The following is a 24399-nucleotide window of genomic DNA, read 5'->3' as shown; positions in this document are numbered from 1 at the left end:
TCCAGGGACTCAACCCACTCGGCGGTCTCTTCCGGATCACGATCAGGCAGCTGGTTAGTCAACCCGCTGAGGATATGGGAGGTATCTTCTCCTGCAGCCACGTCCAACCTCTCTTTGCGCGCATGCATCGGCGCCCTCAGGTCCGGCAGGGTAGCTGCCTGGCGTGAACGCGACGTGTGCGACATATCGGTTACAACAGCCCGGTCATGTGCGCCGGGCAGGGTTCTATCTCGTCTACGACTGCTTATTCATCCAGGGCGGTCGCCCCGCAGGCATAGATGTCACCAGCCACTCTAGCTGTGACGGCTTGCCGATGCGTAGCCGCGCCTGACGCCCCTGCCGTATTTGACCGTCATACTGGTTGTGTGACGCAGAATAAGCCGCACCGCGGCCGCACTAGCTTGAAGCACACGCCCAAAGGGTGTTGGCTTGGAGTAATCGATATCACCATGCATAGGAGGAACACGTGAGCGAGGCCGACGCCGCCACTTCGGTAAATGTGGCGGAAAAATTGGGTTTCAAGAACGGGGATCTGATTCAGGAGTTCGGTTACGACGACGACGTCGACTTCGACTTGCGTGACGACATAGAGGATCTCACCGGGTCCGAGCTCCTGGACGAAGACGATCATGACGTTGTGGACGCCGTCATCTTTTGGTGGCGGGACGGCGACGGCGACCTCGTTGACACCCTCATGGATTCACTGACCACCCTGAGCGAGAGCGGTGTGGTGTGGGTGCTGACGCCGAAGTCGGGGAGGGCCGGTTACGTGTCCCCGGGCGAGATCCAGGAAGCTGCACCCACGGCAGGGCTTCACCTCACTACATCAGCGGGTGTATCCAAGGACTGGAGCGCTACCCGCCTGGTGACCAGGAAGAACAAGTGACGGCACCTGGCTCCGTTGCTGCAACGGAAGTCGTCGGTGTGCCCGCGGTAGGGGAGCAGGCTCCGGATTTCACGTTGGTGAACCAGTTTGGTGAACCCGTCCGGCTGGCGGACTTCCGTGGCCGCAACGTGGTCCTGGTCTTCTATCCGTTCGCATTCTCCGGCATCTGTACCGGCGAGTTGTGCGAGATCAGGGACAACCTGGCCGTGTTCGAGCATTCCGACGCCGAAGTGCTGGCAGTCTCGGTTGACAGCAAGTTCGCCCTGCGGGCGTATGCCGGGCAAGAGGGCTATGGCTTCAACCTGCTGGCTGACTTCTGGCCGCATGGCGCTGTCGCTGAAAAGTACGGAGTCTTTGACGCGGAAAGCGGAATGGCGCGCCGGGGGACCTTCATCATCGACGGCGGCGGCACAGTCCGGTACGTCGTGGTCAACCCTCGGGGCCAGGCGCGTGACCTAGGCGAATACCGCCGGGTGCTGGCGGGGCTGGCTTAGGTCCGACCCATGGATCAGCGGCGGACCGGCATAGGCCTGACAGGGTTTGCCAGTCTGTCGCCCGTGCCGCGGGCCCAGCCGGCTGCCGATGATCTTGAGGCCCTGCGCGGCATCAAGGAACTGCTGTCCGGGCTGCGCATGGCGCTCCTGACGGGAGCCGGGCTGAGCACGGACTCGGGGATCCCGGACTATCGGGGGCCCGATTCGCCGCCGAGGTCGCCCATGACCTACCAGGAGTTCGTGGGGGACGCGGCGAACCGGCAACGGTACTGGGCGCGGAACCACATCGGCTGGTCGCACCTTCGCCGGGCTGATCCCAATGCGGGCCACGCCGCCGTCACCGCCCTGGAGCGGCGGGGACTCCTCACCGGACTGATCACACAGAATGTGGACCGCCTGCATGAGGACGCCGGCAGCGTGAACGTGGTTGACCTGCACGGCCGTTTTGACCAGGTGATCTGCCTGGACTGCAAACGTACTTACTCCCGGCAACTTCTCGCAGCCGTCCTGGAGGAGCTGAATCCGGACTTCCTGCGCCGGGCATTGGAATCCGGAGCCGGTGAAATCGCGCCGGATGCTGACGCCACAGTGGAGAACTCGCAACTGATCGGCAGCTTCGTGGTTGCACGGTGCCCCGCCTGCGGCGGCGTCCTCAAGCCCGACTTTGTCTACTTCGGCGAAAACGTCCCCAAGGAGCGGGTCGAACGCGCTTATGCCATTGTGGACGAGGCCGGCGCGCTGCTTGTGGCCGGTTCTTCCCTCAGCGTCATGAGCGGTCTGCGTTTTGTCCGGCATGCCGCGAAACAGGGCAAGCCAGTGGTCATTATTAACCGCGGTGAGACGCGCGGCGATGACCTGGCAACCATCAAGCTCGTGGCCGGCGTGAGTGAAACCCTTGCGTGGCTGGCCGCGGAGTTGCCGGGACTTCCGGAACCTTGACCCGGATTGGCGTTTCAGGGCTTTGATCCGGTAGAGTCTATGTTCGTTGGTTGGAGCACTTCGGTGCGAAAGTCCGCAGAATGGGTCTTTAGCTCAGCTGGTAGAGCGCCACGTTTACACCGTGGATGTCATCGGTTCGATCCCGGTAGGACCCACCACGAAAACCCCGCCCGCAGGCCTGTCAGCCTGCCGGGCGGGGTTTTGTGTTTCCCGAGGATGTCCCTGTGCGGCCGCGGCCTGACCCCGACTGCCGGACCCGGACTGCCGGACCCTGAATTGTCAGTGCCCCTCCGTAGTCTCCGGGCATGGAACATGTACTGGTGAGAACTGCTACTGACGGCCGGCCCGGCGCCGTCATCCGTGGCGGCCGTGAGTGGACTGTTGGGGCTGAGCCGGTCCGTTGGTTTGAACGCGTCAGCTGGTGGGAGGCCGAGCGCAGAATGCCCCTGGGCCTCAGTCGCGTGGACGTGGAAGTGTGGCGTCTTCAGGCGAGATTGGGACGGAACGAAGGGTCGGTCTTGACCACCATGGAGATCATGCGCGACGGCCTGGGCGGCGGCTGGAAGCTGCGGAGCGCCATTGCGGATGCAGCCTGAAATTGGAAAAGCCTTCCACCGCGACTATTGGGGGATGCCGCGGTGGAAGGCTTACATTGAATATACCGTGAACATTTGGAAACACGAAACTGTTTCGCGGTCCTGTTGGTAATTGACGTCGTCGGAGCCCCTCTCGTTGCTGTCATGTGTCCGGCTTCCGTGCCGAACGCCGACTCCACAGGCGACAAAAGCCATTATGATGGTAAGTGTTCAGCCAAATGAACAGATGCTGCGGACTCCCGCTGTGTTGGCATGGCTGGCCGCCGAAGCTGCCCGCGCTGTCCCAGCGCGTACCGATTGAAGGAGAATCATGGTCGATTCCCGCGCCTCCCGGCCCAACGACGGATTGGGCAGCACCTCGCCGGCGCCGGCCGTCACCAGGGCGGCGGCCGTTCTGGAGGCCCTCGCAGGGTCGGCCATGGGCAGGCTGACCCTCAGTGACCTGGCCCGCGAGCTGGGCATACCCAAGTCGTCGACGTCCAACCTGCTGCTCGCCCTCGAGGAGGCGCGCCTGATCAGCCGGCAGGGAGCTGAATATACCCTCGGGCGCAAGCTGGTTGAGCTCGGCGCAGCCTACCTGAGCCGGCTTGACGAGGTGCAGGAGTTCTACCGTTTCTGCGAGCAGGCCCCCACTCTCTCCGGGGAAACCGTCCGCATCGCCATGCTGGATGGCACCAACGTGATCTACCTGGCGCGTTATGAGGGCCACCCGGCCGTCAGGCTGACATCCAATATCGGCGACAAAATGCCGGTTTCGCTGTGTGCCGTGGGCAAGGCCCTTATTGCCCGGCTCCATGACCATGACATCGACGCCATGTTTGCCGATGATGCGGAGCTTCCGGTGCTCACCCCGAAGTCCTTGCGCACGGGGGCGGAACTAAAAGCCCAGCTCCGGGAGATCCGCGAGAAGGGCTATGCATTCGAAGACGAGGAATCCACCACCGGCGTGGTCTGCCTCGCCGTGTCCGTGCCAACCCGCGGCGCCCACGGGCCCAGCCTCGGACTTTCCGTGACGGCGCTCAAGGCGACGTATTCGGAGGAGCAGGGCGCCCAAATGGTCAAGGAACTCAACGAACTGGCGAGGTCCCTGGGCAATCCCATGGGCTGATCGGGACTGCGAGCCGCGTCACATTAGGGCCTTTGAGCCTCCCGCAACGTTGGGTATTGGCGGGTTGTTCATCATGTTGTACTCTGTTCAACATAGTGATCGACGCCATGGTGTTGCCGCTATCCCACCAGGCCAACGGGGGCCTGTTGTGTCTTTGAGGGAGTGCTTGTGACTACTCGTACTGATTCACCGCTGGCTGATGCGGACGGCGCCGTCGTCGAACCGGAACAGCTGCGAAGGGCAACTCTTGCCAGCTCCGTAGGATCCGCGCTGGAGTACTACGACTTCTACATTTACGGTCTCGCTTCCGCCCTGATCTTCGGGCCGCTGTTCTTCAAGCCGCTCGGCGACGACGGCGCCCTGATCGCGTCGTTCGCCACCTACGGCGTGGGTTTCGCCGCCCGCCCGTTTGGCGGCATGATCTTCGGCTACATCGGCGACAGGTTCGGCCGCAAGATGGTGCTCATCCTGACGATCGGCCTGATGGGTTCCGCCAGCTTCGCAATCGGCCTGCTGCCCACGTTTGAGCAGGCCGGCATGCTGGGCGCAGTCCTCCTCGTGACACTGCGCATCCTGCAGGGGCTCGGCGCCGGAGCCGAGCAGGCCGGCGCCACCACTCTTATTTCCGAAGTCGCACCGCGCCGCCGTCGTGGATTCTTCGCCTCCCTGCCGTTCGTCGGAATCCAGCTGGGCACCCTCCTCGGCGCCGGAACCTTCGCGCTGATCGCCATGGCCGACAAAGCTGTCCTGGAAGGCTGGCTGTGGCGCGTGCCGTTCCTGGCGAGCGTGCTCCTGATTGCGGTGGCCATCTTCATCCGGCTGCGGCTCAAGGAAACTCCTGTATTCCAGGAGTTGGAGAAGCACAAGAACGTGGTCAAGAACCCCATCGGGCAGCTGTGGAAGCACTCGAAGAAGAACGTCCTGATCGGCATCGGCCTGCGCATGGGCGAGAACGGCAACTCTTCGATCTATTCCGCCCTCCTGATCGCATTCCTTGCGGCGAAGGACGGCGTCTTCCCGGGCGACAAGTTCATCGGGCCGGTGGGGCTCCTTATCGCCGCAGGTTTCGCCGCCGTCATGGTGGTCACGTTCGGCGCCCTGTCGGACAGGTTCGGCCGCGTGCCGGTCTACCGCTATGGCGCGCTGTTCCAGGCTGTCATTGCGCTCCCGGCGTTCTACCTGGTCACCCTGGGCAACGTCACTCTCGTCTGGGTGGTCATGGTGGTGGGCATCGCCCTGGGCGTCCAGTCCATGCTCGGCCCGCAGTGCCCCTTGCTGCCTGAGCTTTTCGGCTCCCAGTACCGCTTCACCGGTGTCGCCATGAGCCGCGAGCTCTCGGCTGTCCTGGCGGGCGGGCTGGTTCCGCTGGTGGGGGCATCGCTCCTGGCGGCAACGGATCATTCCTGGCTGGTACTCGCGTTCTACTCGCTGGTGCTTGCGCTCATCTCTTTTGCCACCACCTTCTTCACCCCTGAGACCGTGGGCCGTGACCTCGTTCTCACGGCAGACGCGAGCTAGCGCCCGGGACAGGCGCGACTGCCCAGCACTGTTACTGCGCTCGTAGGCCGTGGCCTCTTCCATGAGGGAAGGGGCCACGGCCTTTCGCTGTCCCCTCGACGGGCGGATCCGGACTGGCGGTGCGCATCACGCCGGGCGACCGCGTTCCCACCGGGCGGTGCGCATCCCACCACCCGGCGCCGTCAAGCATCCCGGCCCCTCACTGACCCGCAGATGCAAAAGGGCAGCCCCTCCGCTTCCGGAGGGGCCGCCCTTTTGATCAGTGACCGGCTGGGGTAGTGCGTTTAGTAGAAGTGGACGGTGTCCACGAGGTGGGGGAGTTCGCCGCCGTCGAGGAAGGTCCGCAGGTTGCTGCAGAACCGCTCCGTGATGAGGCGGTTTTCAGCTGCACTCAGTGCTGACGTGTGCGGCGACACCATCGCCTTGGGGTGGTTCCACAGCGGGCTGTCCTGCGGGAGCGGCTCCACGGCGAAAACATCGAGGCAGGCATACGAGACCTGGCCGCTTTCCAAGGCCTCCGCCAGCGCGTCCTCATCCACCACCGTTCCGCGTCCCACGTTCACAAACACGGTGCCGGGCTTCATGGCCCCGAAGATCTCGCGGTTGAAGAGCTTCTCCGTGTAGGGCGTGCCGGGCAGGGTGTTCACGACGGCGTCGGCCGAGGCCAGCAGGCCGGCCAGTCCGCCGTTGTCCACCACTTCCTCGATGCCGTCGATCGGCTCCACGTTGCGCTTGGTCCCGCTGACCTTCATGCCGAGGGCGCGGGCAACCCGTGCGGTTTCGAGGCCGATCTCGCCCAGTCCGGTGACGACCAGCGATGAGCCGTTGACCAGTCGCGTCGGAGTCCGCAGTTCGGGCCAGACCCTGGCGGCCTGGTCCTGGGCGAGTTCGGCGCTCCGCTTGAAGCCGTTGAGGATGCCTAGCGCGGCAAACTCGGCCAGCGGCAGGGCATGGACTCCCGCGGAGGTGGTCACCTTGAACTTGTTCAGCGTTTCAGCGTCGAGGCCGGAGGCCTTGACCGCGCCGCCCGCCCCGGCGGCCATGGCGTGGATCCACTGCAGGCGCGGGTTATCCCGTGCTATGCGGGCCAGCCCGGCAGGACTTTCATTCGGAAAGCCGTACAGCACCTGGGCCTTGCCCAGCATCGCCCAGTAGCGCTCCTCCTGCTCGGGGGTCCGCTGGAAGGCGGGGTCGCCGGAATGGTCGGCCGGGAACCGCTCCGGAGGCAGTAGCTCGGGTTCGTAGAGAACGGTCACGGAAGGGTCTACGGCGCGGATGCGTTCCACCAGCTCGGCTTCGAGCGGGACGGCGATCGCGACGGCGGTTTCAGTCGTCATGGTGTTCATCATACTGAATAGGGGCTAGGATACTGAACAGATTTCCATAGATTAACCACGAAGATGTGAGGTTGCGCTGCATATGAATATACAGAGAGCGGGCTTCGTCGGCCTGGGACTGATGGGGGCGCCCATGGCGGCGAACCTCCTCAGGAACGGGTGGTCGGTCACCGCCTGGAACCGCTCGCCCGCCGTGCTGGAAGATTTCCGGAAGCGTGGCGGCGAGGTGGCAAGTGACGTGGCAGCGCTCCGCGACGAGCCAGTGACCGTTTTCATGCTGCCGGACCTCGCGTATATCGAGGAGGCTGCGGCGGGCCTGCTGGCCAGCTGGGCGGACAACCCTCCGACACTCGGCACTGCCCTGGTGGTCATGAGCAGCGTTTCCCCCGAGGGCGTCCGCGAATTCGGACGGCGCGTCCGGGAAGCCAGCGCAGGCAATGCCGTGGTGGTCGACGCGCCGGTCAGCGGGGGCACTGCCGGCGCCACGGAGGGAACCCTGGCCATCATGGCCGGAGCCGACAACGAAGCGGACTTCCGCAGGTTGCTGCCGCTGTTCGAGGCCATGGGGACCACCGTCCGGCTGCTGGGCCCCCTCGGCGCTGGATCCCTGGCGAAGGCCTGCAACCAGTTGATCGTGGGAACCACGACGGCGGCGCTCGCCGAAGCAGCTGAGCTCGCCGAGCGCTCCGGCCTGGAAGTCGCGGCGCTCTACGAGGTCCTGGCCGGCGGACTCGCCGGAAGCCGGGTCCTGGACGTCCTCGGCCCGCGGCTCGTGCGCAAGGACTACACGCCCACCGGTCCCGCCAAGTTCATGCACAAGGACCTTTCCTTCGTCGTTGAGTCGGCCGGAGCGGCCGGTGCCGCTGTCCCCATGGCGAGGGCCGGCGTCGAACTCTACGCGGAACTCAAGCGGCAGGGGCTGGGGGACCAGGACCTCGCCGTCGTAAGGAAGACCATTTCCAACCTCGGCAGGACAACCGCGGACGCCGCGAAGAAAGGGACCCTTCCAGAATGAATTCACTTTTTGACCTGACCGGGCGCATAGCGTTGGTGACGGGTTCGAGCCGGGGGATCGGCAACGCTTTGGCGCGTGCCCTGGCCGATGCCGGCGCGAATCCCCCGGGTGCGGCGGAGCACCACTTCGCGGAGCGGCTCAAGGACGCCGAGGCCGCGATGGCGGCCGGCTACGCGCCCGGCCGGGTGCACAGCTGCGCGTTCGATGTCACCAGCGATGCCGAGGCCGCGCGGGGCATCGCGTGGGTGGAGGAGAACGTGGGTCCGCTGGAGATCCTGGTGAACAACGCCGGCATCCAGCACCGGGTGCCGATGCTGGAGCTGGACGTGAAGGACTGGGAACGGGTCATTTCCACCGATCTGACCAGCGCGTTCCTGGTGGGCCGGGAGGCGGCCCGGCACATGATTCCGCGGGGCCGCGGGAAGATCATCAACATCTGCTCGGTGCAGACCGATCTGGCCCGTCCCACGATCGCGCCGTACATCGCGGCNGCGGCCCGGCACATGATTCCGCGGGGCCGCGGGAAGATCATCAACATCTGCTCGGTGCAGACCGATCTGGCCCGTCCCACGATCGCGCCGTACATCGCGGCGAAGGGCGGGCTGCGGAACCTGACCCGGGCGATGACCGCGGAATGGGCGGCTTCGGGGCTGCAGATCAACGGGATCGCGCCGGGCTACATCCATACCGAGATGACGCAGAACCTGGTGGACGATGAGGACTTCAATGCCTGGATCCTGGGCCGGACGCCGGCGCACCGCTGGGGCACGGTGCAGGACCTGGCCGGCCCGGCGGTCTGGCTGGCCTCGAGCGGCTCGGACTTCGTGAACGGCCAGACGATCTTCATCGACGGCGGAATGACGGTGGTGGTCTGATGGCGCCGGTGACGGAGGCACGGACCAGGACGGTCTCTTCAGCGAACTTCTTGNGGCCGGCCCGGCGGTCTGGCTGGCCTCGAGCGGCTCGGACTTCGTGAACGGCCAGACGATCTTCATCGACGGCGGAATGACGGTGGTGGTCTGATGGCGCCGGTGACGGAGGCTTCAACAGCCTTGCCGGCCTCGGGCCCGGCCGTGGTCGCGCACGCGAAGGGCGACCTGCGGATCGAGGAGGTCCCGCTGGCCGCGCCGGCCCCGGACGAGGCCGTCGTCGAGGTCCTGTACGGCGGGATCTGCGGCTCGGACCTGCACTACTGGCTGCACGGCGCGGCGGGCGAATCCATCCTGAAGGCACCCCTGGTGCTCGGCCACGAGATTTCCGGCCGGGTGGTCCGGCCCGCGGCCGACGGCACAGGTCCGGCCGCCGGGACCGCCGTCGCGGTTCACCCGGCCACGCCGGGTCCGGGCGCGGCGCGGTATCCGGCGGACCGGCCCAACCTCTCACCCGGGTGCACCTACCTGGGCAGCGCGGCCCGCTACCCGCACACCGACGGCGCGTTCAGCCGGTACGTGAACCTGCCGGTGCGGATGCTCCGGGCCCTACCCGGACACCTCGACCTGCGCACTGCGGCGCTGATCGAACCCGCCAGTGTTGCCTGGCATGCGGTGGCCCGGGCCGGCGACGTCGCGGGCAAGACCGCCCTGGTGATCGGGTCCGGCCCCATCGGCACGCTGGCCGTCGCGGTGCTGAAGCGGGCCGGCGCCGCCCGGATCGTCGCCGTCGACATGCACGCCAAACCGCTCGAGATCGCCGCCGCCGTGGGCGCGGACCAGGTCCTGGCCGCCGGCGACGCGGAAGCGATCGCCGCCGTCGAAGCCGACGTCGTGATCGAATCCTCCGGCAACCACCACGGCCTGGCCTCAGCCATCCAGGGCGCCGCCCGCGGCGGGACCGTGGTGATGGTGGGCCTGCTGCCCACCGGCCCGCAGCCGGTCCTGATCTCCCTGGCCATCACCCGCGAACTCGAACTCAAGGGCTSCTGCCCACCGGCCCGCAGCCGGTCCTGATCTCCCTGGCCATCACCCGCGAACTCGAACTCAAGGGCTCCTTCCGCTTCAACGACGAAATCGACGACGTCATCGCCGCCCTGGCCGACGGCACCCTCCACATCGACCCGGTCATCACCCACGAGTTCCCGGTGGAAGCGGCCCTCGAAGCCTTCGGCGTCGCCCGCAACTCCGCCGAATCCGGCAAGGTGCTGCTGAGCTTCGCGTTGGGTAGCTAGCGGCGGGGCACCGGGACGAAGACCCGCGGCTGCTCCATCCACACCGGCTCCATCTCCGAGATCGTCTGGCGCATGATCATGCTGGACGCCTCGCGGGCTTCCGCTGCGTCGCCTGTGAAAATGGCCTTGGCAACGTCCAGGTGCCACTGGAGGACGACGTCGCGCGGGCGGTCCGGCATCAGCCCGTGCACCGTGCGGCCGGTCAGCGTCTCGGCCACCTGGCCAACGAGGTTGGCGAACATTTCGTTGCCGGACCCGCTGAGCAGCAGCGAGTGGAACTGGATGTCCAGTTCCAGGAACCGCGGCACGTCGCCGGCCTGGCCGGCGTCGCGCATGGCGAGGGACACCTCCAGCAGCTCCCTGCGGAGATCGTCCGGAGCGTTCACGGCGGCGAGCTCCGCGGCAACGGGTTCGACGGCGGACCGCAGTTCCGCGAGCGACCTTAGCTGTGCGCCGCGGCCGTCACTGGCCAGCCGCCAGCGGATGACCTGGGGGTCGAAGGGGTTCCAGCGGTGGGGCGGGAGGACCCTGATTCCCACGCGCTTGGTGGTTTCCACCAGGCCGAGCGACTGGAGCACCCGGACGGCCTCACGGACCACTGAGCGGGACACTTTGAGCTCGTCCTCCAGCTGCTCCGCCAGCATGACATGGCCCGTCGGGAGGCTGCCGCCGACGATTCGGGTTCCCAGGTGCTCGATGGCACGGTGATGGAGGCTGGTTGACATATTGGTAAGCATAATCGGGCGGCGCCGGTTTGTTTCCCGCGCCGCCCGGGCCGCGGGCGCGCGCGGCGCCGCACATCATAGACTGTTTGTGACGCGCGTCTTTCCACTACGTGGGCGCCACTTTCCCCACGTGGCCCGCAATACATATGGTTTATTCACAGCCACTTTGCCTTAAGCGTGTTCCGCAGGACGTGCGGGACCCATTGCACACGTTGCACAGAAATGAATTGGAGTTTTGATGTCAGCACACATCGGTGTCACCGGCCTTGCGGTGATGGGCGCCAACCTTGCCCGCAACCTGGCCCGGAACGGCTTCACCGTTGCCCTGCACAACCGGTCTGTAGAGAAGACCGACACACTGCTGGAAAAGTACGGCCACGAAGGCGACTTCGTCCGTACCGAAAGCCTTCAAGAGCTCGTCAATTCGCTGGAGAAGCCACGCCGGGTCCTGATCATGGTCAAGGCCGGCAAGCCGGTTGACTCCGTGATCGAGCAGCTCGAACCGCTGCTCGAGGCGGGCGACATCATCATCGACGCCGGCAACTCGCACTACGAGGACACCCGCCGCCGCGAAGCCGCCCTGGCCAAGAAGGACCTGCACTTCGTCGGCATCGGTGTCTCCGGCGGGGAGGAGGGCGCACTCAACGGCCCGTCCATCATGCCCGGCGGTTCCAAGGAGTCCTACGACGCCCTCGGCCCGCTGCTGGAAAAGATCGCCGCCAACGTTGACGGCCAGCCCTGCTGCGCCTGGATCGGCACCGACGGCGCCGGCCACTTCGTCAAGATGGTCCACAACGGCATCGAATACGCCGACATGCAGGTCATCGGCGAGGCCTTCGACCTCCTCCGCTCCGGCGCCGGCATCGAACCGGCCGAGCAGTCGAAGATCTTCGCCGAGTGGAACAAGGGCGAGCTCGCCTCGTTCCTGATTGAAATCTCCGCCGAGGTCCTGGGCCACGTGGACACCCGCACGGGCAAGCCGTTCGTGGATGTCGTCGTGGACGCAGCCGGCCAGAAGGGCACCGGCCGCTGGACGGTCATCTCAGCGCTCGAGCTGGGATCCCCGACGTCGGGCATCGCCGAATCCGTGTTCGCACGCGCCCTGTCCTCGCAGGCTGAGCAGCGCAAGCTGGCCCAGGAACTCCTCGCCGGCGAAGAAATCGCCGTCGAGGTTCCGGAGACGTTCGTTGAGGACGTCCGCCAGGCGCTGTACGCCTCCAAGCTGGTCTCCTACGCCCAGGGCCTGGACATGCTGACCTCCGCAGCCAAGGAATACGGCTGGGACCTGAAGCTGGACGAGATCGCCTCGCTGTGGCGCGGCGGCTGCATCATCCGTGCGGAACTGCTCAAGGAAATCACCAAGGCCTACGCCGCGGACGAGAAGCCCGCCAACCTGCTGTTCGCCCCGGCCTTCACCAAGGCGATCGCTGACGTCCTGCCGGCCTGGCGCCGCGTGGTTGCCACGGCTGTGCAGCTGGGTATCCCGGTACCGGTCTTCTCCTCTTCGCTGGCTTACTACGACGGGCTGCGCCGCAAGCGCCTGCCTGCTGCCGTGATCCAGGGCCAGCGCGACCTGTTCGGCGCCCACACCTACGGCCGTGTTGACGCCGAAGGCACGTTCCACACCCTGTGGGGCGAGGACAAGTCCGAGATCGAGGCAGTGGACACCCACTAGTCACTGGATCGGCCTAGTCACCGGTTAGACGCCGGAACGTTCTGACACCAACGGCCGGCACTTCCCCGATACTCTGGGGAGGTGCCGGCCGCAGGTGTGTCCGGCGCCAGCTGTTCCGCCGAACACCGTTCCCCAATCTAGGAGTCACGAGTGTCCCAGCCAGTAGCGTTCGTCACCGGAGCATCCACAGGCATTGGATTTGAAGCGGCAATAAAGCTCGCCAGCAACGGATTCACTGTCTACGCCGGGGCGCGGCGCGTGGACAGGATGGAACCCCTCAAAGCCCACGGCGTCAACGTCCTGCAACTGGACGTCACGGACGATGAGTCGATGCAAAACGCCGTCGGCACCGTCCTGGATGCACACGCGCGGATCGACGTCCTGGTGAACAACGCCGGCTACGGCTCCTTCGGTGCGCTGGAGGAAGTGGACCTGGCGGAGGGCAGGCGGCAGTTCGAAGTCAACGTCTTTGGCCTCGCCCGGATGACCCAGCTGGTCCTGCCGGCCATGCGCGCCGCGGGGCAGGGACGGATCATCAATATCTCGTCCATCGGCGGAAAGTTCTACGAGCCGCTCGGCACCTGGTACCACGCCACCAAATTCGCCGTCGAAGGCCTTAGCGATGCCCTGCGGCTCGAACTGAAGCCGCACGGCGTCGGCGTCTCAATCATCGAACCCGCCAGCACCCTGACGGAGTGGGGGCGTATCTCCGCTGAGGGGCTGCTGGCCAGCTCCGGGCGCGGCCCGTACATGGACCAGGCAAAGGAGATGGCCGCCGTGCTGGCGTCCACCGACAAACCGGCCACGTCTACGCACCCGGAAGTCGTTGCCGACGCGGTCCTGCATGCCGCCACTTCGGCGCGCCCCAAAACGCGCTATCCCGTGGGCAGGGGCGCGGCCGCGATCCTGGCGTTGCGGCGGATCCTGCCGGACCGGGTGTACGACGCCGCGGTCATGGCCGTCCTCAAACGCGTCGCGCGCTGACGTGATTGGCGGAGCCGGGGGCGTGCCAGCGGCACCGATTCCTGTGGCCTTAAACGCGATGGGCCCAGTTTGGGGCGGCTGTAGGATGCCGGTATGGCTATCGCGCGCTTCCCAGGACTCGTAATTGACTGCCCTGACGCAGGGGCCCTCGCGGCCTTCTACGGTGCACTGCTCGGCTGGAAGGTGAAGGCCGACCCTACCTGGGCCGAGATCCGCCCTGACGACGGCAGCGACTGCATTTCGTTTCAGCAGGTCGACGGCTACCGGGCGCCGGACTGGCCAAGCCAGACCGTGCCGCAGCAGATGCATCTCGACCTGATGGTGGAGGACCTGGACGAAGGTGAGAAAGCGGTGATCGAGCTGGGCGGCACCAAAGCGGACACCCAGCCCGGTACAACCTTCCGCGTCTTCCTCGACCCGGCCAGCCATCCGTTCTGCCTCTGCGTGGACTAGGCGCAGATCCCGTAGCTCCTCAGATCCGGTATTCGATGTAATACTCGGCCGGGTCCACGGCCGGTTTGGTCTCACGCTGGGCGTCACGGTGGCGCCAGCTGGCCGGAACGCCGGTCACGATGGACTCCGGCGGCGCATCCTTGACGACGACGGCGTTGGCGCCCACTGCGCTGTCCCGTCCGATCGTGATGGGTCCGAGAATCTTCGCCCCCGCCCCGATCGTGACGCGGTCCTCGATGGTGGGGTGGCGCTTCACCTTCGCGAGGGACCTGCCGCCCAGGGTCACGCCGTGATAGATCATCACGTCTTCGCCGATTTCGGCTGTCTCGCCGATCACCACGCCCATGCCGTGGTCGATGAAGAACCGGCGTCCGATCGTGGCACCCGGATGGATCTCGATTCCCGTCAGGAACCGGGCCAGCTGCGAAATGAGCCGTGCCGGGAACCGAAGTGGCGGGTGCTGCCACAGCTTGTGCGTCAGCCGGTGCGCCCAGATGGCGTGGAGCCCGGAATAGGCGAAAAAGTTCTCAAAAGAACCTCGAGCCGCCGGGTCGTGGGACCGGGCGGCGTCGAGGTCTTCCTTAAGTCTTGCGAAGAAGCCCACAAAGATCTTTCTACAGGAAACGGAAAGGCTTAGCCCCGGATGTCGTCATAGAGGACGGTGGAGATGTAACGCTCACCGAAGTCGCAGACGACCGCCACAATGAGCTTGCCCGCATTCTCCGGGCGCTTGGCGAGTTCCAGTGCGCCCCAGACGATGGCTCCGGACGAGATGCCGCCGAGGATGCCTTCCTTGATGCCGAGTTCCCGGGCCACGGCCACGGAGTCCTCAAGGGTGGCGTCCAAGACCTCGTCGTAGACGTTGGTGTCCAGGAGCTCCGGAATGAAGTTGGCACCGAGGCCCTGAATCTTGTGCGGGCCCGGTGCGCCGCCGTTGAGGATGGGGGAGTCCTTGGGCTCGACGGCCACGATCTGGACCTCGGGCTTGCGCTCCTTCAGGACCTGGCCGACGCCGGTGATGGTTCCGCCGGTGCCGATGCCAGAGACGAAGATGTCGACCTTGCCGTCGGTGTCTTCCCAGATTTCCTCGGCGGTGGTCTTGCGGTGGATCTCCGGGTTGGCCTCGTTGGCGAACTGCTGGGCCCAGATGGAGTTCTCCGTGTTGGCAACGATTTCCTGGGCCTTCTCCACGGCGCCGCGCATGCCTTCGGAGCCCGGGGTCAGCACGATCTCAGCACCAAAGGCGCGCAGCATGACACGGCGTTCGGTGGACATGGTCTCCGGCATGGTCAGGATGACCTTGTAGCCGCGGGCCGCACCCACCATGGCCAGCGCAATGCCGGTGTTGCCGGACGTGCCTTCAACGATGGTTCCGCCGGGCTTGAGTGCGCCGGACTTTTCTGCGGCGTCGATGATGGCGACGCCGATGCGGTCCTTGACGCTGTTGGCCGGGTTGTAGAACTCGAGCTTGACGGCCACCTGGGCGTCCAGGCCTTCGGTCAGCCGGTTGAGCCTGACCAGGGGGGTGCCGCCTACCAGCTGCGTTACATCGTCGTAGATCCGTGCCATGTACTTACGCCTATCTCTCAGGAGGGAATACTTTGGTCAGCCTAACGAGGGCGCGAGCGACCCTGCTAAGCATTAAGCCATGCAGAGTAATATTTCCGCGCCTTCGCCAGCTTGGGGTTGATGATGACCTGGCAGTAACCCTCCTCGGGGAACTTGGCGTAAAAGTTCTGGTGAATATTTTCCGCGGGATAGAAGTCAGGAAGCCGGCTGACCTCGGTCACGATCGGCCGTGACCACAGGGCCTGGTTCCGCTCGATCGCTTCCTCAAAGAGGATCTTCTCCTCGGTGGTCTCATAGAACATGGAGGAGCGGTACTGCGTGCCGACGTCGTATCCCTGGCGGTTGAGCGTTGTGGGGTCGTGCAGTGCGAAGAACATGTCCAGGATGACTTCGGCGGGGATAACGTCTTCGTCGAAGGTGACGGCAACGACCTCCGCGTGGCCGGTGATGCCTGAGCAGACGGAGTAGTAGTCCGGGTGGCGGTCGTGGCCTCCGGTGTATCCCGAGACGACGGACGTGACGCCCTTCGTTTTCTGGTAGACGGCGTCGAGGCACCAGAAGCATCCTCCGCCAAGCACAAAAGTTTTCATGTCCTCTTCAATGGTTCAGGCGTGCGGATGATTCCCCTAGTAACCCTACGGGCTCGTAACGGCCGCGGGCCAGAGGCGACTGTAGGGTAAAAGTATGAGTATGGAACCTGTGAACAGTGACGTGGCAGCAGAGCCGGAGGAAGCTCCGGCCGCCGCGGATGCCGCGGAATCATCTGATGCAGCCACGCTCGGGCAGCTCATGCTCGCCGTCGAAGAGCTCTGGCCCGAGTCACTGGCGGAGGACTGGGATGAGGTGGGCCTCGTGGCGGGGCACCCGTCCGCTGAAATCACCCGGGTCATGTTCGCAGTGGATCCCACGCTTGAGGTGATCGACGAGGCCATCGAATGGGGCGCGGAGCTGCTCATCAGCCACCACCCGCTGCTGCTCAAGGGCGTCACCACCGTCGCGGCGAATACCGCCAAAGGCAGGGCAGTCCACCGCCTGATTGAGTCGGGCACGGCGCTGCTGACCGTCCATACCAACGGCGATTCCGCCGTCGGAGGCGTGTCTGACGTGCTGGCCGACGCACTGGGGCTGGAAAACGTCGCACCGCTGACGCCTGCCGCCAACGGCCTTCCGGAGGAAGGCATCGGAAGGGTCGGCGACCTCGCCGAGGCAATGACCCTGGGCGACTTCGCGGCCCGGGTCTTCGGCATCCTGCCGTCGGTGGCGGGCGGGGTCAGGGTCTCCGGCGACAAGGACGGCCTGGTCCGGCGGATTGCCGTCTGCGGCGGGGCGGGAGACTCGCTCTTGGACGAAGTTCGGGCCAGCAATGCGGACCTGTTCGTCACGGCCGACCTCCGGCACCATCCGGCGTCCGAGGCGCGTGAAGCCGCAGTCAACGGCCGCCCTTACCTTATTGACGTGTCGCATTTCGCGAGCGAATGGCTGTGGCTTCCGGCTGCCGCGGACGCGCTCGGAAACGTGCTCGCTGACCAGGGCCTCGACGTCGAGATCCGCGTGAGCACCACCAACAGCGATCCGTGGGACTTCATTCTGACTCCCGGCGGGGACTAGAGTCTATAAAGCCCCGTAGGGGTGCCCGGCTCAGGCCGGATGGGAACAAGCGGAGGTAATCGTGGCCAAGGCAGCACCGGCGGAACAGTTGAAGTTGCTCGATCTCCAGGGCCTGGACGCCAGGCTCAGGTCCCTGTCCAACCGCCGCCGCAGCCTTGAAACAGACCCCCGGATCGCGGACCTCCAGGCGGCGCTCGGCATCGCCAACGGAGAGCTCGGCGCCGCGAAGATGGCCGTGCATGACGCGGAAGCGGAACTGAAGCGCGCCGCGGCCGATGTGGAGCAGGTGGCCAGCCGTATTGAACGCGACGAGACACGGCTCAACAGCGGCACTGGCCTGTCCAAGGACCTCGTGGCCCTGCAGAAGGACATCGCCTCGCTCAACAAGCGGCGCTCCGATCTCGAAGACGTCGAACTCGAGGTGCTGGAGCGGCTGGACGGCCTGCGTGAACGGCAGACGGCCCAGCAGCGCATCGTTGACGACATCCAGGGATCGTTCGGTGTGATCCGTGCGGAACTCGACGCCGCCCTTGCCGAAATCTCCGCCGAGGCAACCGAGGTGGCCGCCAGGCGTGCCGAATTCGCTGCAGGCCTGGATGCGGGAATGCTCGCCGTGTACGAGAAAACGCTGGCCAAGCGGGGAGTTGGCGCTGCCAGGCTCTTCCACGGCACGTCTGAGGGTTCCGGCATGCAGCTGAGCCCCGGCGACCTCGCCGAAATAAAGGCCGCAGCCGAGGACGAGATTGTCTTCTGCCCCGACTCCGGCTGCATCCTGGTGCGTTCCGCCGAGTGGGTCTGACCCAACTAGTGCAGTGTCTCAGTTTTGTTTGATGGCTTGGAGTGCGACGCGGCCGCGGGAGACTTTCTCGAGAATGGATTCCGCGGTCGCAGTCCAGATCAGGGGTTTGGGGTCCTTGTTGTTGACCTGGATGTATTCCTCGATTTTCTCGATCAGGTCCGGCACTGAGTGAAAGACTCCCCGGCGCAGGGCCTTGTCACTCAGGTCCCTGAACCAGCGTTCCACCAGGTTCAGCCAGGACGATGAGGTCGGGGTGAAATGCAGGTGGAACCGGGGATGCCTGCCCAGCCAGGCCTTGACGTCGGCATGCTTGTGCGTGGCGTAATTGTCCAGGATCAGGTGGATTTGAAGGCCTGCGGGGACTTGTTTCTCAATGGTTTTCAAGAAGGCCAGGAACTCCTCGTGGCGGTGCTTGGGAATGCAGGAGCCGATCACTTTTCCGGTGGCCACTTCCAGGGCGGCAAACAGCGTGGTGGTCCCGTTGCGTTTGTAGTCATGGGTCATCGTCTCCCCGCGGCCCTTCTTCATCGGCAGCGAGGGCTGGGTGTGGTCCAGCGCCTGGATGGAGGTTTTCTCATCCAGGCACAACACGATCGCGTTCTCCGGCGGGTCAATGTAGAGCCCGCACACATCGATCAGCTTCTCATCAAAGTGCGGGTCCGTGGAAAGCTTGAACGTCTCCACCAGGTGCGGCTTCAATCCCCGCGCCGCCCAGATCCGCTGCACCTGCGCCGGGGACACCCCCGTCCTCGCCGCCATGGTCCGCACCGACCAATGGGTCTGCGCCTCGGGCCTTGAATTCTGCGTCAGCTCAACGATTTCCTGGATCTTCGACTCGGGAATCACCGGCTTGCGCCCCCGACCGGGCTTCACCGACCCGAGCTTCTTCAATCCGTCCTCGGCAAAGCGGACCCGCCAGGCACGCACCGTTCCCGGATTCACACCCACCACCCGGGCGATCCACTCATTGGCAAACCCATCGGCCGCCATGAGCAACACCTGGGCCCGCTGCACCTCCCGGTGGGCGGCAACCTGGGACTTCGACAAAGCCTCCAAAACAGGACGCTCAGCCTCGGACAGCGTCAAGGCGGGTGCTGGATTCGACATACCCCAAGTTTAAACCACTACCCATGATCTATTTTGGAGACACTCCACTAGGTAGCAGCACACGCGGTTCCCAGCGCTGAGAACGGTGCCTGCTGCTACCTACTTGGGTGTCAGCCGGGCAGGATGATGTTCAGGGCGTGTGCCTTGCGGGCCGTTCCGGGCTCGAGTTCCGAAGTCCATTTTTCGCTGGCGGCCTTGTGCAGCTGCTGCGGCGTCTCCGGAGCCTTGCCCCGGCGGGTCAGCAGGTGCCGGGCCAGTTCGCCGCGGGTGTGCTTCGCGAAGTGGCTGACCACCTTGCGCGTGCCGTTCACCTCGGTGAAGACGTTTACAGCCACGGTGTTCAACGGCGGGGGAGCCCACGCCGCGGCATAGGTGCTCGAACGGCAGTCAACCAGCAGCTGGCCGTCAGCCGCGGCGCCGAGGGCGTCCGTGAGCTGCGGCTTCCAGAACGACGCGAGGCGTCCGACGTCGGGCAGTGCCGTTGACATGGACAGCCGGTAGGCGGGGACCGGGTCCGCGAACCGGATGGCGCCCCAGAGTGCCGAGATCACCAGAACCGATTCATCCGCCTTGCGTCGCTGGACCGCCGTCATCGTCTTGTAGCCCAGGGCATCGTAGAGCACGCCGGAATAGACCTGGTGGGCAGGCGCCGCCGGTTCCGCGTGAAGCCGGGTGTTGCGCTCGACGTCGTCCTTGAGCGACGCTCCGACGCCCAGCAGCGCCAGGGCGTCCTCGTGGGCACTGACAGTTCCCAAGGCGTCGAGCACCTTGGCCCGGTAAGTATTGAGCTCCGGGAAGCTCAGGGACGCCCAGTCCATGGCCTTGCCGCGGACGGCCGGAGTCTTGCCTTCGGACGGGGGGAGCAGAATTAGCACCGTACGATCTTACCGGTACGCGGAGTCGGCCGTTCTCCGCGAGGCACACTCAGCCGAGGTGCCAGCCCAGGAAGGACAAGACGTTCGGCAGGACGGACCGCCAGTAGGCGTCATCGTGGCCGCCCGGCTGGAAGCCGCCCTCGACCGGGACGGGGAGGCCTCGGACGTAGTTTTTTACCGTGGCGAACAGCTCGTCCTCAGTGCCGCAGTCGACCCGTTTGGGTGTCGCTGCGAGCCTGGGCCGGAGCGCGAACACGTCGTGGGCCGCGAAGTCAGCGGGGCCGTCGAAGGCGCTTTCCATTTGTGAGTCGTAGCTGCCCCAGACTGCCGGACTCATGGCCGCCACGGCCCAAATGCCGGGCATCCGGGCCTGGGATGCCAGAAGCAGGGCGCCGAAGCCGCCCATGGATATGCCGAAGAGTCCGATCCGCCCGATGTCGTAGCCCCGGGCGCCGAGGAACGGAACAAATTCCTTCACCAGCATCGACTGGGTGTCGCTGCCATCGGCGCGTGCGTGCCACCAAGTGTCGCCGCCGTCCACCGACGCAATGGCGAACGGCGTCCCGCCTGCGGCGAGATGGCGCTGCAGGATTACGTGAGCCTCGAGCGCATCGAAGATTCCCCTGTTGTTGCCGCCCAGTTCATGGAGGAACACGGCAACGGGGTAGTCTGTGGCGCTCCTCCCGGGGAGGACCGGCGTGGCGACAGTCCAGTGGGTTGTCGCCCCCCTCCGGTATTTCGAGACGAAGGACCCGGTGCTCATTTTGACAGCGGGAGGTCCGGCAGGGGATGTCGACGGCGGCGCTATGGCCGCCGTCGTGCTGACCGGTGCCGTACCGGCCGCCGTCGTACTGACCGGTGCGGGCCTGGGGTCCGGAGGGCCTGTGCAGGCTGCCAGCGCAACGGCGCCAACACCGGAAGCTGTCCACTGCAGCAGCCGACGCCGGGCAACGGGACGGTTGTCCATTTCCCGATCATAAGCCTCGGAGGTGCCTGCCGCCTCGGCTGCCGGCCGAACGGCCGGCCCGGCTGGTTACGCCGCCTTCACCGAGGACGGTGCGGCCTTCGACGATTCAGCTTGTGACGATACCGCCCGTGAAGCTGCGGCCGCCTGCGCTGCCTGGCTCTCCCGGGCGAGGAATGCCGAGAGCTCCCCGATGGTGCTCATGAGCGGCGCCGGGAAAACGACCGTGGTGTTCCTGTCCACGCCGATTTCGACCAGTGACTGCAGATTCCGGAGCTGCAGTGCCAGCGGATGCGCCATCATGGTGTCCGAGGCGTCGCCAAGGGCGGCCGCAGAGATGGCCTCGCCTTGGGCAGCGATAATCTTGGCGCGCTTCTCCCGTTCGGCCTCCGCCTGGCGTGCCATGGCACGCTTCATGCCCTCCGGCAGCTGGATGTCCTTCAGCTCCACCAGCGTGACCGCCACGCCCCACTCGAGCGTCAGAGCGTCCAGGATCTCCCGGATGTCGGTGTTGATCTTCTCAGTCTCTGACAGTATCTGGTCAAGGCTGTGCCGGCCCACCACCTTCCGCAGCGTGGTCTGGGCGATCTGGTTGATTGCGGCAGCGACGTTCTCGATCACGACAACGGACTTCACGGCGTCGACCACCCGGTAGTACGCCACCGCGGATATGTCGACACTCACGTTGTCCTGGGTGATGATGCCCTGCGACTGGATGGGCATGGTCACGATCCGCAGGCTGACAAGGTGAAGCCGGTCGATGACAGGAATGATGAAGCGTAGCCCCGGCATTCTGACTCCGACGACCCTGCCCAGCCTGAAGAGCACGCCCTGCTCATACTGCCGAACGATCCGGATGGACATCCTGGCCGCTATCAGCAGCAGCACCAGGAGGATGGCGACAATAACGATGGTGGTGGGGTCCATGGGGATCCCCTCCTTTGTGAGAGTTTGAGCGTATTAATTGTCTCACCACGCCCTCCGGCTGGCTCCTGCGCCGGCGCGGAGCATGGCAGGCCGGGAAGCCCGTAGACTGGACGGCGGATGGGTTGACCAGGCGGCCGCGCGTCACGCGAGTGGCTCGAGGAACGTCCGGGCTCCGCAGAGCAGGGTGGTGGGTAACGCCCACTCGGGGTAACCCGCAGGCCAGTGCCACAGAAAACAGACCGCCTGCCCCGCGCCGTTTTGAAAGCGGCACGAAGCAGGTAAGGGTGAAACGGTGGTGTAAGAGACCACCAGCTTCCCGGGTGACCGGGAAGGCTAGGTAAACCCCACCCGGAGCAAGGCCAGACAGGGCGCGATTGAGGGCTGCTCGCCCGAGTGCCCGGGTAGGCCGCTGGAGGGCGTCGGCAACGGCGTCCGTAGATGGATGGCCGCTACTCCCGCGCTGGTAACGGCACGGGAGCACAGAACCCGGCGTATCGGTCAACCCATCCACTTAATGCCCGCAGATTCCGGCCGGCCGCAGGTGTGAGTGATTTCACGCATTCCGCGGCGGTCCGGGCACCCGGGCAGCCCTAGAATGGACAGTGAACGTAGAAGTTCTTCCGCCGGATCTGCGTTTGCAGCCGGCGTTTTTCTTTGCAACGTCCAACGGCATCCGGGGTGGACCGAAACCCTGCCGGTGCCTGCGGCCCTGGATAACTTCCGGTGGCCGCCCTCCGGTTTACGAGGACGTATCCGGTTGAACCAAGGAAGGTAGTTCTGTGAGCCAGACGTCAGATTCTTGTCTTGATACGTGGATGGGCCGGGAGGCTCTTGCTGAAGCCATGATTCCGGTGATCGGCCGGCTGTACCGGGAAAACAACGTGGTGACATCCATCCACGGCCGCAGCCTGATCAACAAGTCCGCCATGAACATCCTCAAGGCACACCGCTTTGCTCGCCGGATGAGCAAGGACGAGCTCCTGCTCGAGGAAACGGCACCCCTGCTGGACACCCTCGCAAAGCTGGAGCTCGGTGCAGCGGCGATCGACATCGCGCGCCTCAACCAGAAGTTCAAGTCCGACGGCGGCGACGCCACTCTGGAGGAATTCCTCCGCGCCGAGCTGGCAGAGGTAGTGGGCAAGCGGGGCGGCGACGACCGCACCAGCACCGACGTCGTGCTTTACGGGTTCGGCCGGATCGGCCGCCTGCTCGCCCGCCTCCTCATTGAAAAGGCCGGCGGCGGGCACGGCCTGCGCCTGCGCGCCATCGTGGTGCGCCGCGGTTCCGACAACGACCTGTCCAAGCGGGCGAGCCTCCTGCGCCGCGACTCGGTCCACGGATCCTTCGAAGGCACCATCCGGGTGGACCAGGACGCCAACACCATCACTGCCAATGGTGTGCAGGTTCAGGTCATCTATTCGGACAACCCGGCCACGATCGACTACACGGCCTACGGCATCAAGGACGCCCTGGTCGTGGACAACACGGGCCGCTGGCGCGACACCGAGGGTCTGTCCCAGCACCTCCTGAGCAAGGGCGTGGCGCGCGTGCTGCTTACGGCCCCGGGCAAGGGTGAGCTGAAGAACATCGTCCACGGCATCAACCACGGCACCATCCTGGATTCGGACAAGATCGTCACGGCGGCGTCGTGCACCACCAACGCCATCACGCCGGTCCTGAAGGCGATCAATGACAAGTACGGCGTGGTCCACGGCCACGTGGAGACAGTCCACTCCTTCACCAACGACCAGAACCTCATTGACAACTTCCACAAGGGCGACCGCCGCGGCCGCTCGGCCGCGCTGAACATGGTCATCACCGAGACCGGGGCAGCCAAGGCCGTGGCCAAGGCACTGCCGGAACTGCTGGGCAAGCTCACCGGCAGCTCCATCCGCGTCCCCACCCCGGATGTCTCCCTGGCGATCCTGAACCTGAGCCTCGAACGGGGCACCACCAAGGACGAGGTCAACGACTACCTGCGGGAAATGTCGCTGCACTCGGTCATGCGCAAGCAGATCGACTACATCGACTCCCCGGAGGTCGTGTCCACGGACTTCGTCGGCTCACGCCGGGCAGGCATCGTGGATGGTCTGGCCACCATCTCCAACGAAAAGAACCTGGTTCTCTACGTCTGGTACGACAACGAGTTTGGCTACAGCTGCCAGGTGGTCCGCGTCATGGAGGAAATGGCCGGCGTGAACCCGCCGACTTTCCCCGCGAAGGACTCCGTCAAGGACGCAGCCCCCGTGCTGGCCGCCGCCACGGTCTAGGAGCACTGACTAGAAGCCCCGGCCTCGCGGCCGCCCGCCGCAACCCGCTGCCACGGCAGCGGGTTGCGTTGTTTCCCCGGAACTTCCCAGCTGAGTCTCTGGAATCAGCCGGGAAAGGGGACCAGACTGGTGTCATGGAACACGACTCGACTCTCCAGCACGAGACAACCTTGGAACATGCCCTCGATGTGGCGCGGGCCAACCAAAAGAAAGCTCAACAGCTGTTAGACGACGCCCGCGCTGCGCACGCGGCCGGCGAAATCGGCGAAGACAGGGTGGGCCAACTGGAACGCCTTCTTGACCTCGCCAACGTGGACCTTCGGCGGGTGATGCGGGAGCAATAGCGTGCAGTAGTATTCCTCGACTGTTCCTGCACAGCGCACCGT

Annotated in this window: 24 protein-coding genes, 1 tRNA gene, 1 other RNA gene and 3 pseudogenes; 20 read left to right on the top strand and 9 right to left on the bottom strand. The window is 65.3% G+C overall.

Annotation, left to right across the window (positions count from 1 at the left end):
• Positions 1-466: 466 nt before the first annotated feature.
• From ASG92_RS05045 to ASG92_RS05015, 7 genes are all read left to right on the top strand, one after another.
• Positions 467-886, top strand: a complete 420-nt coding sequence (locus ASG92_RS05045) for a DUF3052 domain-containing protein (protein WP_056625325.1) — start codon at positions 467-469, stop codon at positions 884-886.
• Positions 883-1380, top strand: coding sequence for a peroxiredoxin (locus ASG92_RS05040; RefSeq protein WP_056625323.1), 498 nt, complete (start codon positions 883-885; stop codon positions 1378-1380). The genes ASG92_RS05045 and ASG92_RS05040 overlap by 4 nt, the downstream gene beginning before the upstream one ends.
• Positions 1381-1389: 9 nt before the next feature.
• Positions 1390-2319 (top strand): NAD-dependent protein deacetylase, encoded by a 930-nt coding sequence (locus ASG92_RS05035; RefSeq protein ID WP_056625320.1) that lies wholly within the window; start codon positions 1390-1392, stop codon positions 2317-2319.
• Positions 2320-2401: 82 nt separating this feature from the next.
• Positions 2402-2477, top strand: a tRNA-Val gene (locus ASG92_RS05030).
• A 147-nt stretch (positions 2478-2624) separates the two neighbouring features.
• Entirely contained in the window at positions 2625-2915 is a 291-nt protein-coding gene (locus tag ASG92_RS05025; protein WP_056625317.1) for a hypothetical protein, read from the top strand.
• Positions 2916-3225: 310 nt separating this feature from the next.
• Complete coding sequence (locus ASG92_RS05020) at positions 3226-4023, top strand: IclR family transcriptional regulator (protein WP_056625314.1); 798 nt, start codon at positions 3226-3228, stop codon at positions 4021-4023.
• A gap of 168 nt (positions 4024-4191) precedes the next feature.
• Positions 4192-5541 carry an MFS transporter gene (locus tag ASG92_RS05015; protein WP_157372104.1) on the top strand — a complete coding sequence of 450 codons (1350 nt, stop codon included), beginning with the start codon at positions 4192-4194 and terminating at the stop codon, positions 5539-5541.
• Between the two features lie 284 nt (positions 5542-5825).
• Here ASG92_RS05015 and ASG92_RS05010 read toward each other — a convergent pair whose 3' ends face one another.
• Positions 5826-6890 (bottom strand): D-2-hydroxyacid dehydrogenase, encoded by a 1065-nt coding sequence (locus ASG92_RS05010; protein WP_056625307.1) that lies wholly within the window; start codon positions 6888-6890, stop codon positions 5826-5828.
• Positions 6891-6960: 70 nt separating this feature from the next.
• Here ASG92_RS05010 and ASG92_RS05005 point away from each other — a divergent pair, with 70 nt between their 5' ends.
• The 5 genes and pseudogenes from ASG92_RS05005 to ASG92_RS04995 all read left to right on the top strand — a co-directional run bounded on the left by ASG92_RS05005 (position 6961) and on the right by ASG92_RS04995 (position 10057).
• Positions 6961-7893: an NAD(P)-dependent oxidoreductase gene (locus tag ASG92_RS05005; protein ID WP_056625304.1), complete on the top strand. Its 933-nt coding sequence runs from the start codon at positions 6961-6963 to the stop codon at positions 7891-7893.
• Positions 7890-8383: pseudogene (locus ASG92_RS29565) on the top strand (SDR family NAD(P)-dependent oxidoreductase); the annotation flags it as partial. The gene ASG92_RS05005 and the pseudogene ASG92_RS29565, both read left to right, overlap by 4 nt.
• A gap of 1 nt (position 8384) precedes the next feature.
• The coding region (locus tag ASG92_RS29560; protein ID WP_240987009.1) for an SDR family oxidoreductase at positions 8385-8768 on the top strand (384 nt) is incomplete at its 5' end.
• A gap of 54 nt (positions 8769-8822) precedes the next feature.
• Positions 8823-8916, top strand: a pseudogene (locus ASG92_RS29555) (gluconate 5-dehydrogenase); the annotation flags it as partial.
• A pseudogene (locus tag ASG92_RS04995) lies at positions 8916-10057 on the top strand (L-idonate 5-dehydrogenase). The pseudogenes ASG92_RS29555 and ASG92_RS04995, both read left to right, overlap by 1 nt.
• Here the strand turns inward: ASG92_RS04995 and ASG92_RS04990 are convergent.
• Positions 10054-10782 carry an FCD domain-containing protein gene (locus ASG92_RS04990; RefSeq protein ID WP_056625296.1) on the bottom strand — a complete coding sequence of 243 codons (729 nt, stop codon included), beginning with the start codon at positions 10780-10782 and terminating at the stop codon, positions 10054-10056. The pseudogene ASG92_RS04995 and the gene ASG92_RS04990 overlap by 4 nt on opposite strands.
• Positions 10783-11020: 238 nt before the next feature.
• Here ASG92_RS04990 and gndA point away from each other — a divergent pair, with 238 nt between their 5' ends.
• The 3 genes from gndA (at position 11021) to ASG92_RS04975 (ending at position 13894) form a co-directional block, all read left to right on the top strand.
• Entirely contained in the window at positions 11021-12457 is a 1437-nt protein-coding gene (gene gndA, locus ASG92_RS04985) for an NADP-dependent phosphogluconate dehydrogenase (RefSeq protein ID WP_056625293.1), read from the top strand.
• Between the two features lie 150 nt (positions 12458-12607).
• Complete coding sequence (locus ASG92_RS04980) at positions 12608-13441, top strand: oxidoreductase (RefSeq protein WP_056625288.1); 834 nt, start codon at positions 12608-12610, stop codon at positions 13439-13441.
• Between the two features lie 93 nt (positions 13442-13534).
• Positions 13535-13894, top strand: coding sequence for a VOC family protein (locus ASG92_RS04975; protein ID WP_056625286.1), 360 nt, complete (start codon positions 13535-13537; stop codon positions 13892-13894).
• A gap of 19 nt (positions 13895-13913) precedes the next feature.
• Here ASG92_RS04975 and epsC read toward each other — a convergent pair whose 3' ends face one another.
• The 3 genes from epsC to msrA form a co-directional block, all read right to left on the bottom strand.
• Positions 13914-14498: a serine O-acetyltransferase EpsC gene (gene epsC, locus ASG92_RS04970; protein WP_056625283.1), complete on the bottom strand. Its 585-nt coding sequence runs from the start codon at positions 14496-14498 to the stop codon at positions 13914-13916.
• 29 nt (positions 14499-14527) lie between these two features.
• Positions 14528-15463: a cysteine synthase A gene (gene cysK, locus ASG92_RS04965; protein ID WP_056625280.1), complete on the bottom strand. Its 936-nt coding sequence runs from the start codon at positions 15461-15463 to the stop codon at positions 14528-14530.
• Between the two features lie 65 nt (positions 15464-15528).
• Positions 15529-16053: a peptide-methionine (S)-S-oxide reductase MsrA gene (gene msrA, locus ASG92_RS04960; RefSeq protein WP_056625277.1), complete on the bottom strand. Its 525-nt coding sequence runs from the start codon at positions 16051-16053 to the stop codon at positions 15529-15531.
• Positions 16054-16153: 100 nt separating this feature from the next.
• Here msrA and ASG92_RS04955 point away from each other — a divergent pair, with 100 nt between their 5' ends.
• Both ASG92_RS04955 and ASG92_RS04950 read left to right on the top strand, forming a co-directional pair.
• A complete protein-coding gene (locus ASG92_RS04955) occupies positions 16154-17071 on the top strand; it encodes a Nif3-like dinuclear metal center hexameric protein (RefSeq protein ID WP_056625274.1) in 918 nt (305 codons plus the stop codon).
• A gap of 61 nt (positions 17072-17132) precedes the next feature.
• A complete protein-coding gene (locus tag ASG92_RS04950) occupies positions 17133-17870 on the top strand; it encodes a C4-type zinc ribbon domain-containing protein (RefSeq protein ID WP_056625270.1) in 738 nt (245 codons plus the stop codon).
• Between the two features lie 18 nt (positions 17871-17888).
• Here the strand turns inward: ASG92_RS04950 and ASG92_RS04945 are convergent, their stop codons facing one another.
• The 4 genes from ASG92_RS04945 to ASG92_RS04930 form a co-directional block, all read right to left on the bottom strand.
• Positions 17889-18977: an IS630 family transposase gene (locus tag ASG92_RS04945; protein ID WP_056625267.1), complete on the bottom strand. Its 1089-nt coding sequence runs from the start codon at positions 18975-18977 to the stop codon at positions 17889-17891.
• Positions 18978-19087: 110 nt separating this feature from the next.
• A complete protein-coding gene (locus tag ASG92_RS04940) occupies positions 19088-19852 on the bottom strand; it encodes a peroxide stress protein YaaA (protein WP_056625264.1) in 765 nt (254 codons plus the stop codon).
• 49 nt (positions 19853-19901) lie between these two features.
• A complete protein-coding gene (locus ASG92_RS04935) occupies positions 19902-20819 on the bottom strand; it encodes an alpha/beta hydrolase-fold protein (protein ID WP_082579308.1) in 918 nt (305 codons plus the stop codon).
• 66 nt (positions 20820-20885) lie between these two features.
• Positions 20886-21743: a slipin family protein gene (locus tag ASG92_RS04930; protein ID WP_056625259.1), complete on the bottom strand. Its 858-nt coding sequence runs from the start codon at positions 21741-21743 to the stop codon at positions 20886-20888.
• 118 nt (positions 21744-21861) lie between these two features.
• Here ASG92_RS04930 and rnpB point away from each other — a divergent pair.
• The 3 genes from rnpB to ASG92_RS04920 all read left to right on the top strand — a co-directional run bounded on the left by rnpB (position 21862) and on the right by ASG92_RS04920 (position 24357).
• Positions 21862-22253, top strand: an RNA gene (rnpB, locus tag ASG92_RS05050) — RNase P RNA component class A.
• Positions 22254-22522: 269 nt separating this feature from the next.
• Entirely contained in the window at positions 22523-24013 is a 1491-nt protein-coding gene (locus ASG92_RS04925; protein ID WP_082579307.1) for a glyceraldehyde-3-phosphate dehydrogenase, read from the top strand.
• Positions 24014-24147: 134 nt separating this feature from the next.
• Positions 24148-24357, top strand: a complete 210-nt coding sequence (locus tag ASG92_RS04920) for a hypothetical protein (protein ID WP_056625254.1) — start codon at positions 24148-24150, stop codon at positions 24355-24357.
• The last annotated feature ends 42 nt before the right edge of the window (positions 24358-24399 follow it).

Source organism: Arthrobacter sp. Soil736, assembly GCF_001428005.1.
Taxonomy (GTDB): Bacteria; Actinomycetota; Actinomycetes; order Actinomycetales; family Micrococcaceae; genus Arthrobacter.
The sequence above is the reverse complement of the archived record's forward strand: the minus strand, read 5'-3'. Positions and strand labels throughout refer to the sequence as shown.

What these genes read in the sequence shown, in the direction of transcription:
- ASG92_RS05035 (WP_056625320.1), top strand. Translation starts at nt 1,390, where the DNA reads ATGGATCAGCGGCGGACCGGCATAGGCCTGACAGGGTTTGCCAGTCTG.
- ASG92_RS05025 (WP_056625317.1), top strand. Translation starts at nt 2,625, where the DNA reads ATGGAACATGTACTGGTGAGAACTGCTACTGACGGCCGGCCCGGCGCC.
- ASG92_RS05020 (WP_056625314.1), top strand. Translation starts at nt 3,226, where the DNA reads ATGGTCGATTCCCGCGCCTCCCGGCCCAACGACGGATTGGGCAGCACC.
- ASG92_RS05010 (WP_056625307.1), bottom strand. Translation starts at nt 6,890, where the DNA reads ATGATGAACACCATGACGACTGAAACCGCCGTCGCGATCGCCGTCCCG.
- ASG92_RS05005 (WP_056625304.1), top strand. Translation starts at nt 6,961, where the DNA reads ATGAATATACAGAGAGCGGGCTTCGTCGGCCTGGGACTGATGGGGGCG.
- ASG92_RS04990 (WP_056625296.1), bottom strand. Translation starts at nt 10,782, where the DNA reads ATGTCAACCAGCCTCCATCACCGTGCCATCGAGCACCTGGGAACCCGA.
- gndA (WP_056625293.1), top strand. Translation starts at nt 11,021, where the DNA reads ATGTCAGCACACATCGGTGTCACCGGCCTTGCGGTGATGGGCGCCAAC.
- ASG92_RS04975 (WP_056625286.1), top strand. Translation starts at nt 13,535, where the DNA reads ATGGCTATCGCGCGCTTCCCAGGACTCGTAATTGACTGCCCTGACGCA.
- cysK (WP_056625280.1), bottom strand. Translation starts at nt 15,463, where the DNA reads ATGGCACGGATCTACGACGATGTAACGCAGCTGGTAGGCGGCACCCCC.
- msrA (WP_056625277.1), bottom strand. Translation starts at nt 16,053, where the DNA reads ATGAAAACTTTTGTGCTTGGCGGAGGATGCTTCTGGTGCCTCGACGCC.
- ASG92_RS04955 (WP_056625274.1), top strand. Translation starts at nt 16,154, where the DNA reads ATGGAACCTGTGAACAGTGACGTGGCAGCAGAGCCGGAGGAAGCTCCG.
- ASG92_RS04945 (WP_056625267.1), bottom strand. Translation starts at nt 18,977, where the DNA reads ATGTCGAATCCAGCACCCGCCTTGACGCTGTCCGAGGCTGAGCGTCCT.
- ASG92_RS04935 (WP_082579308.1), bottom strand. Translation starts at nt 20,819, where the DNA reads ATGGACAACCGTCCCGTTGCCCGGCGTCGGCTGCTGCAGTGGACAGCT.
- ASG92_RS04930 (WP_056625259.1), bottom strand. Translation starts at nt 21,743, where the DNA reads ATGGACCCCACCACCATCGTTATTGTCGCCATCCTCCTGGTGCTGCTG.
- ASG92_RS04920 (WP_056625254.1), top strand. Translation starts at nt 24,148, where the DNA reads ATGGAACACGACTCGACTCTCCAGCACGAGACAACCTTGGAACATGCC.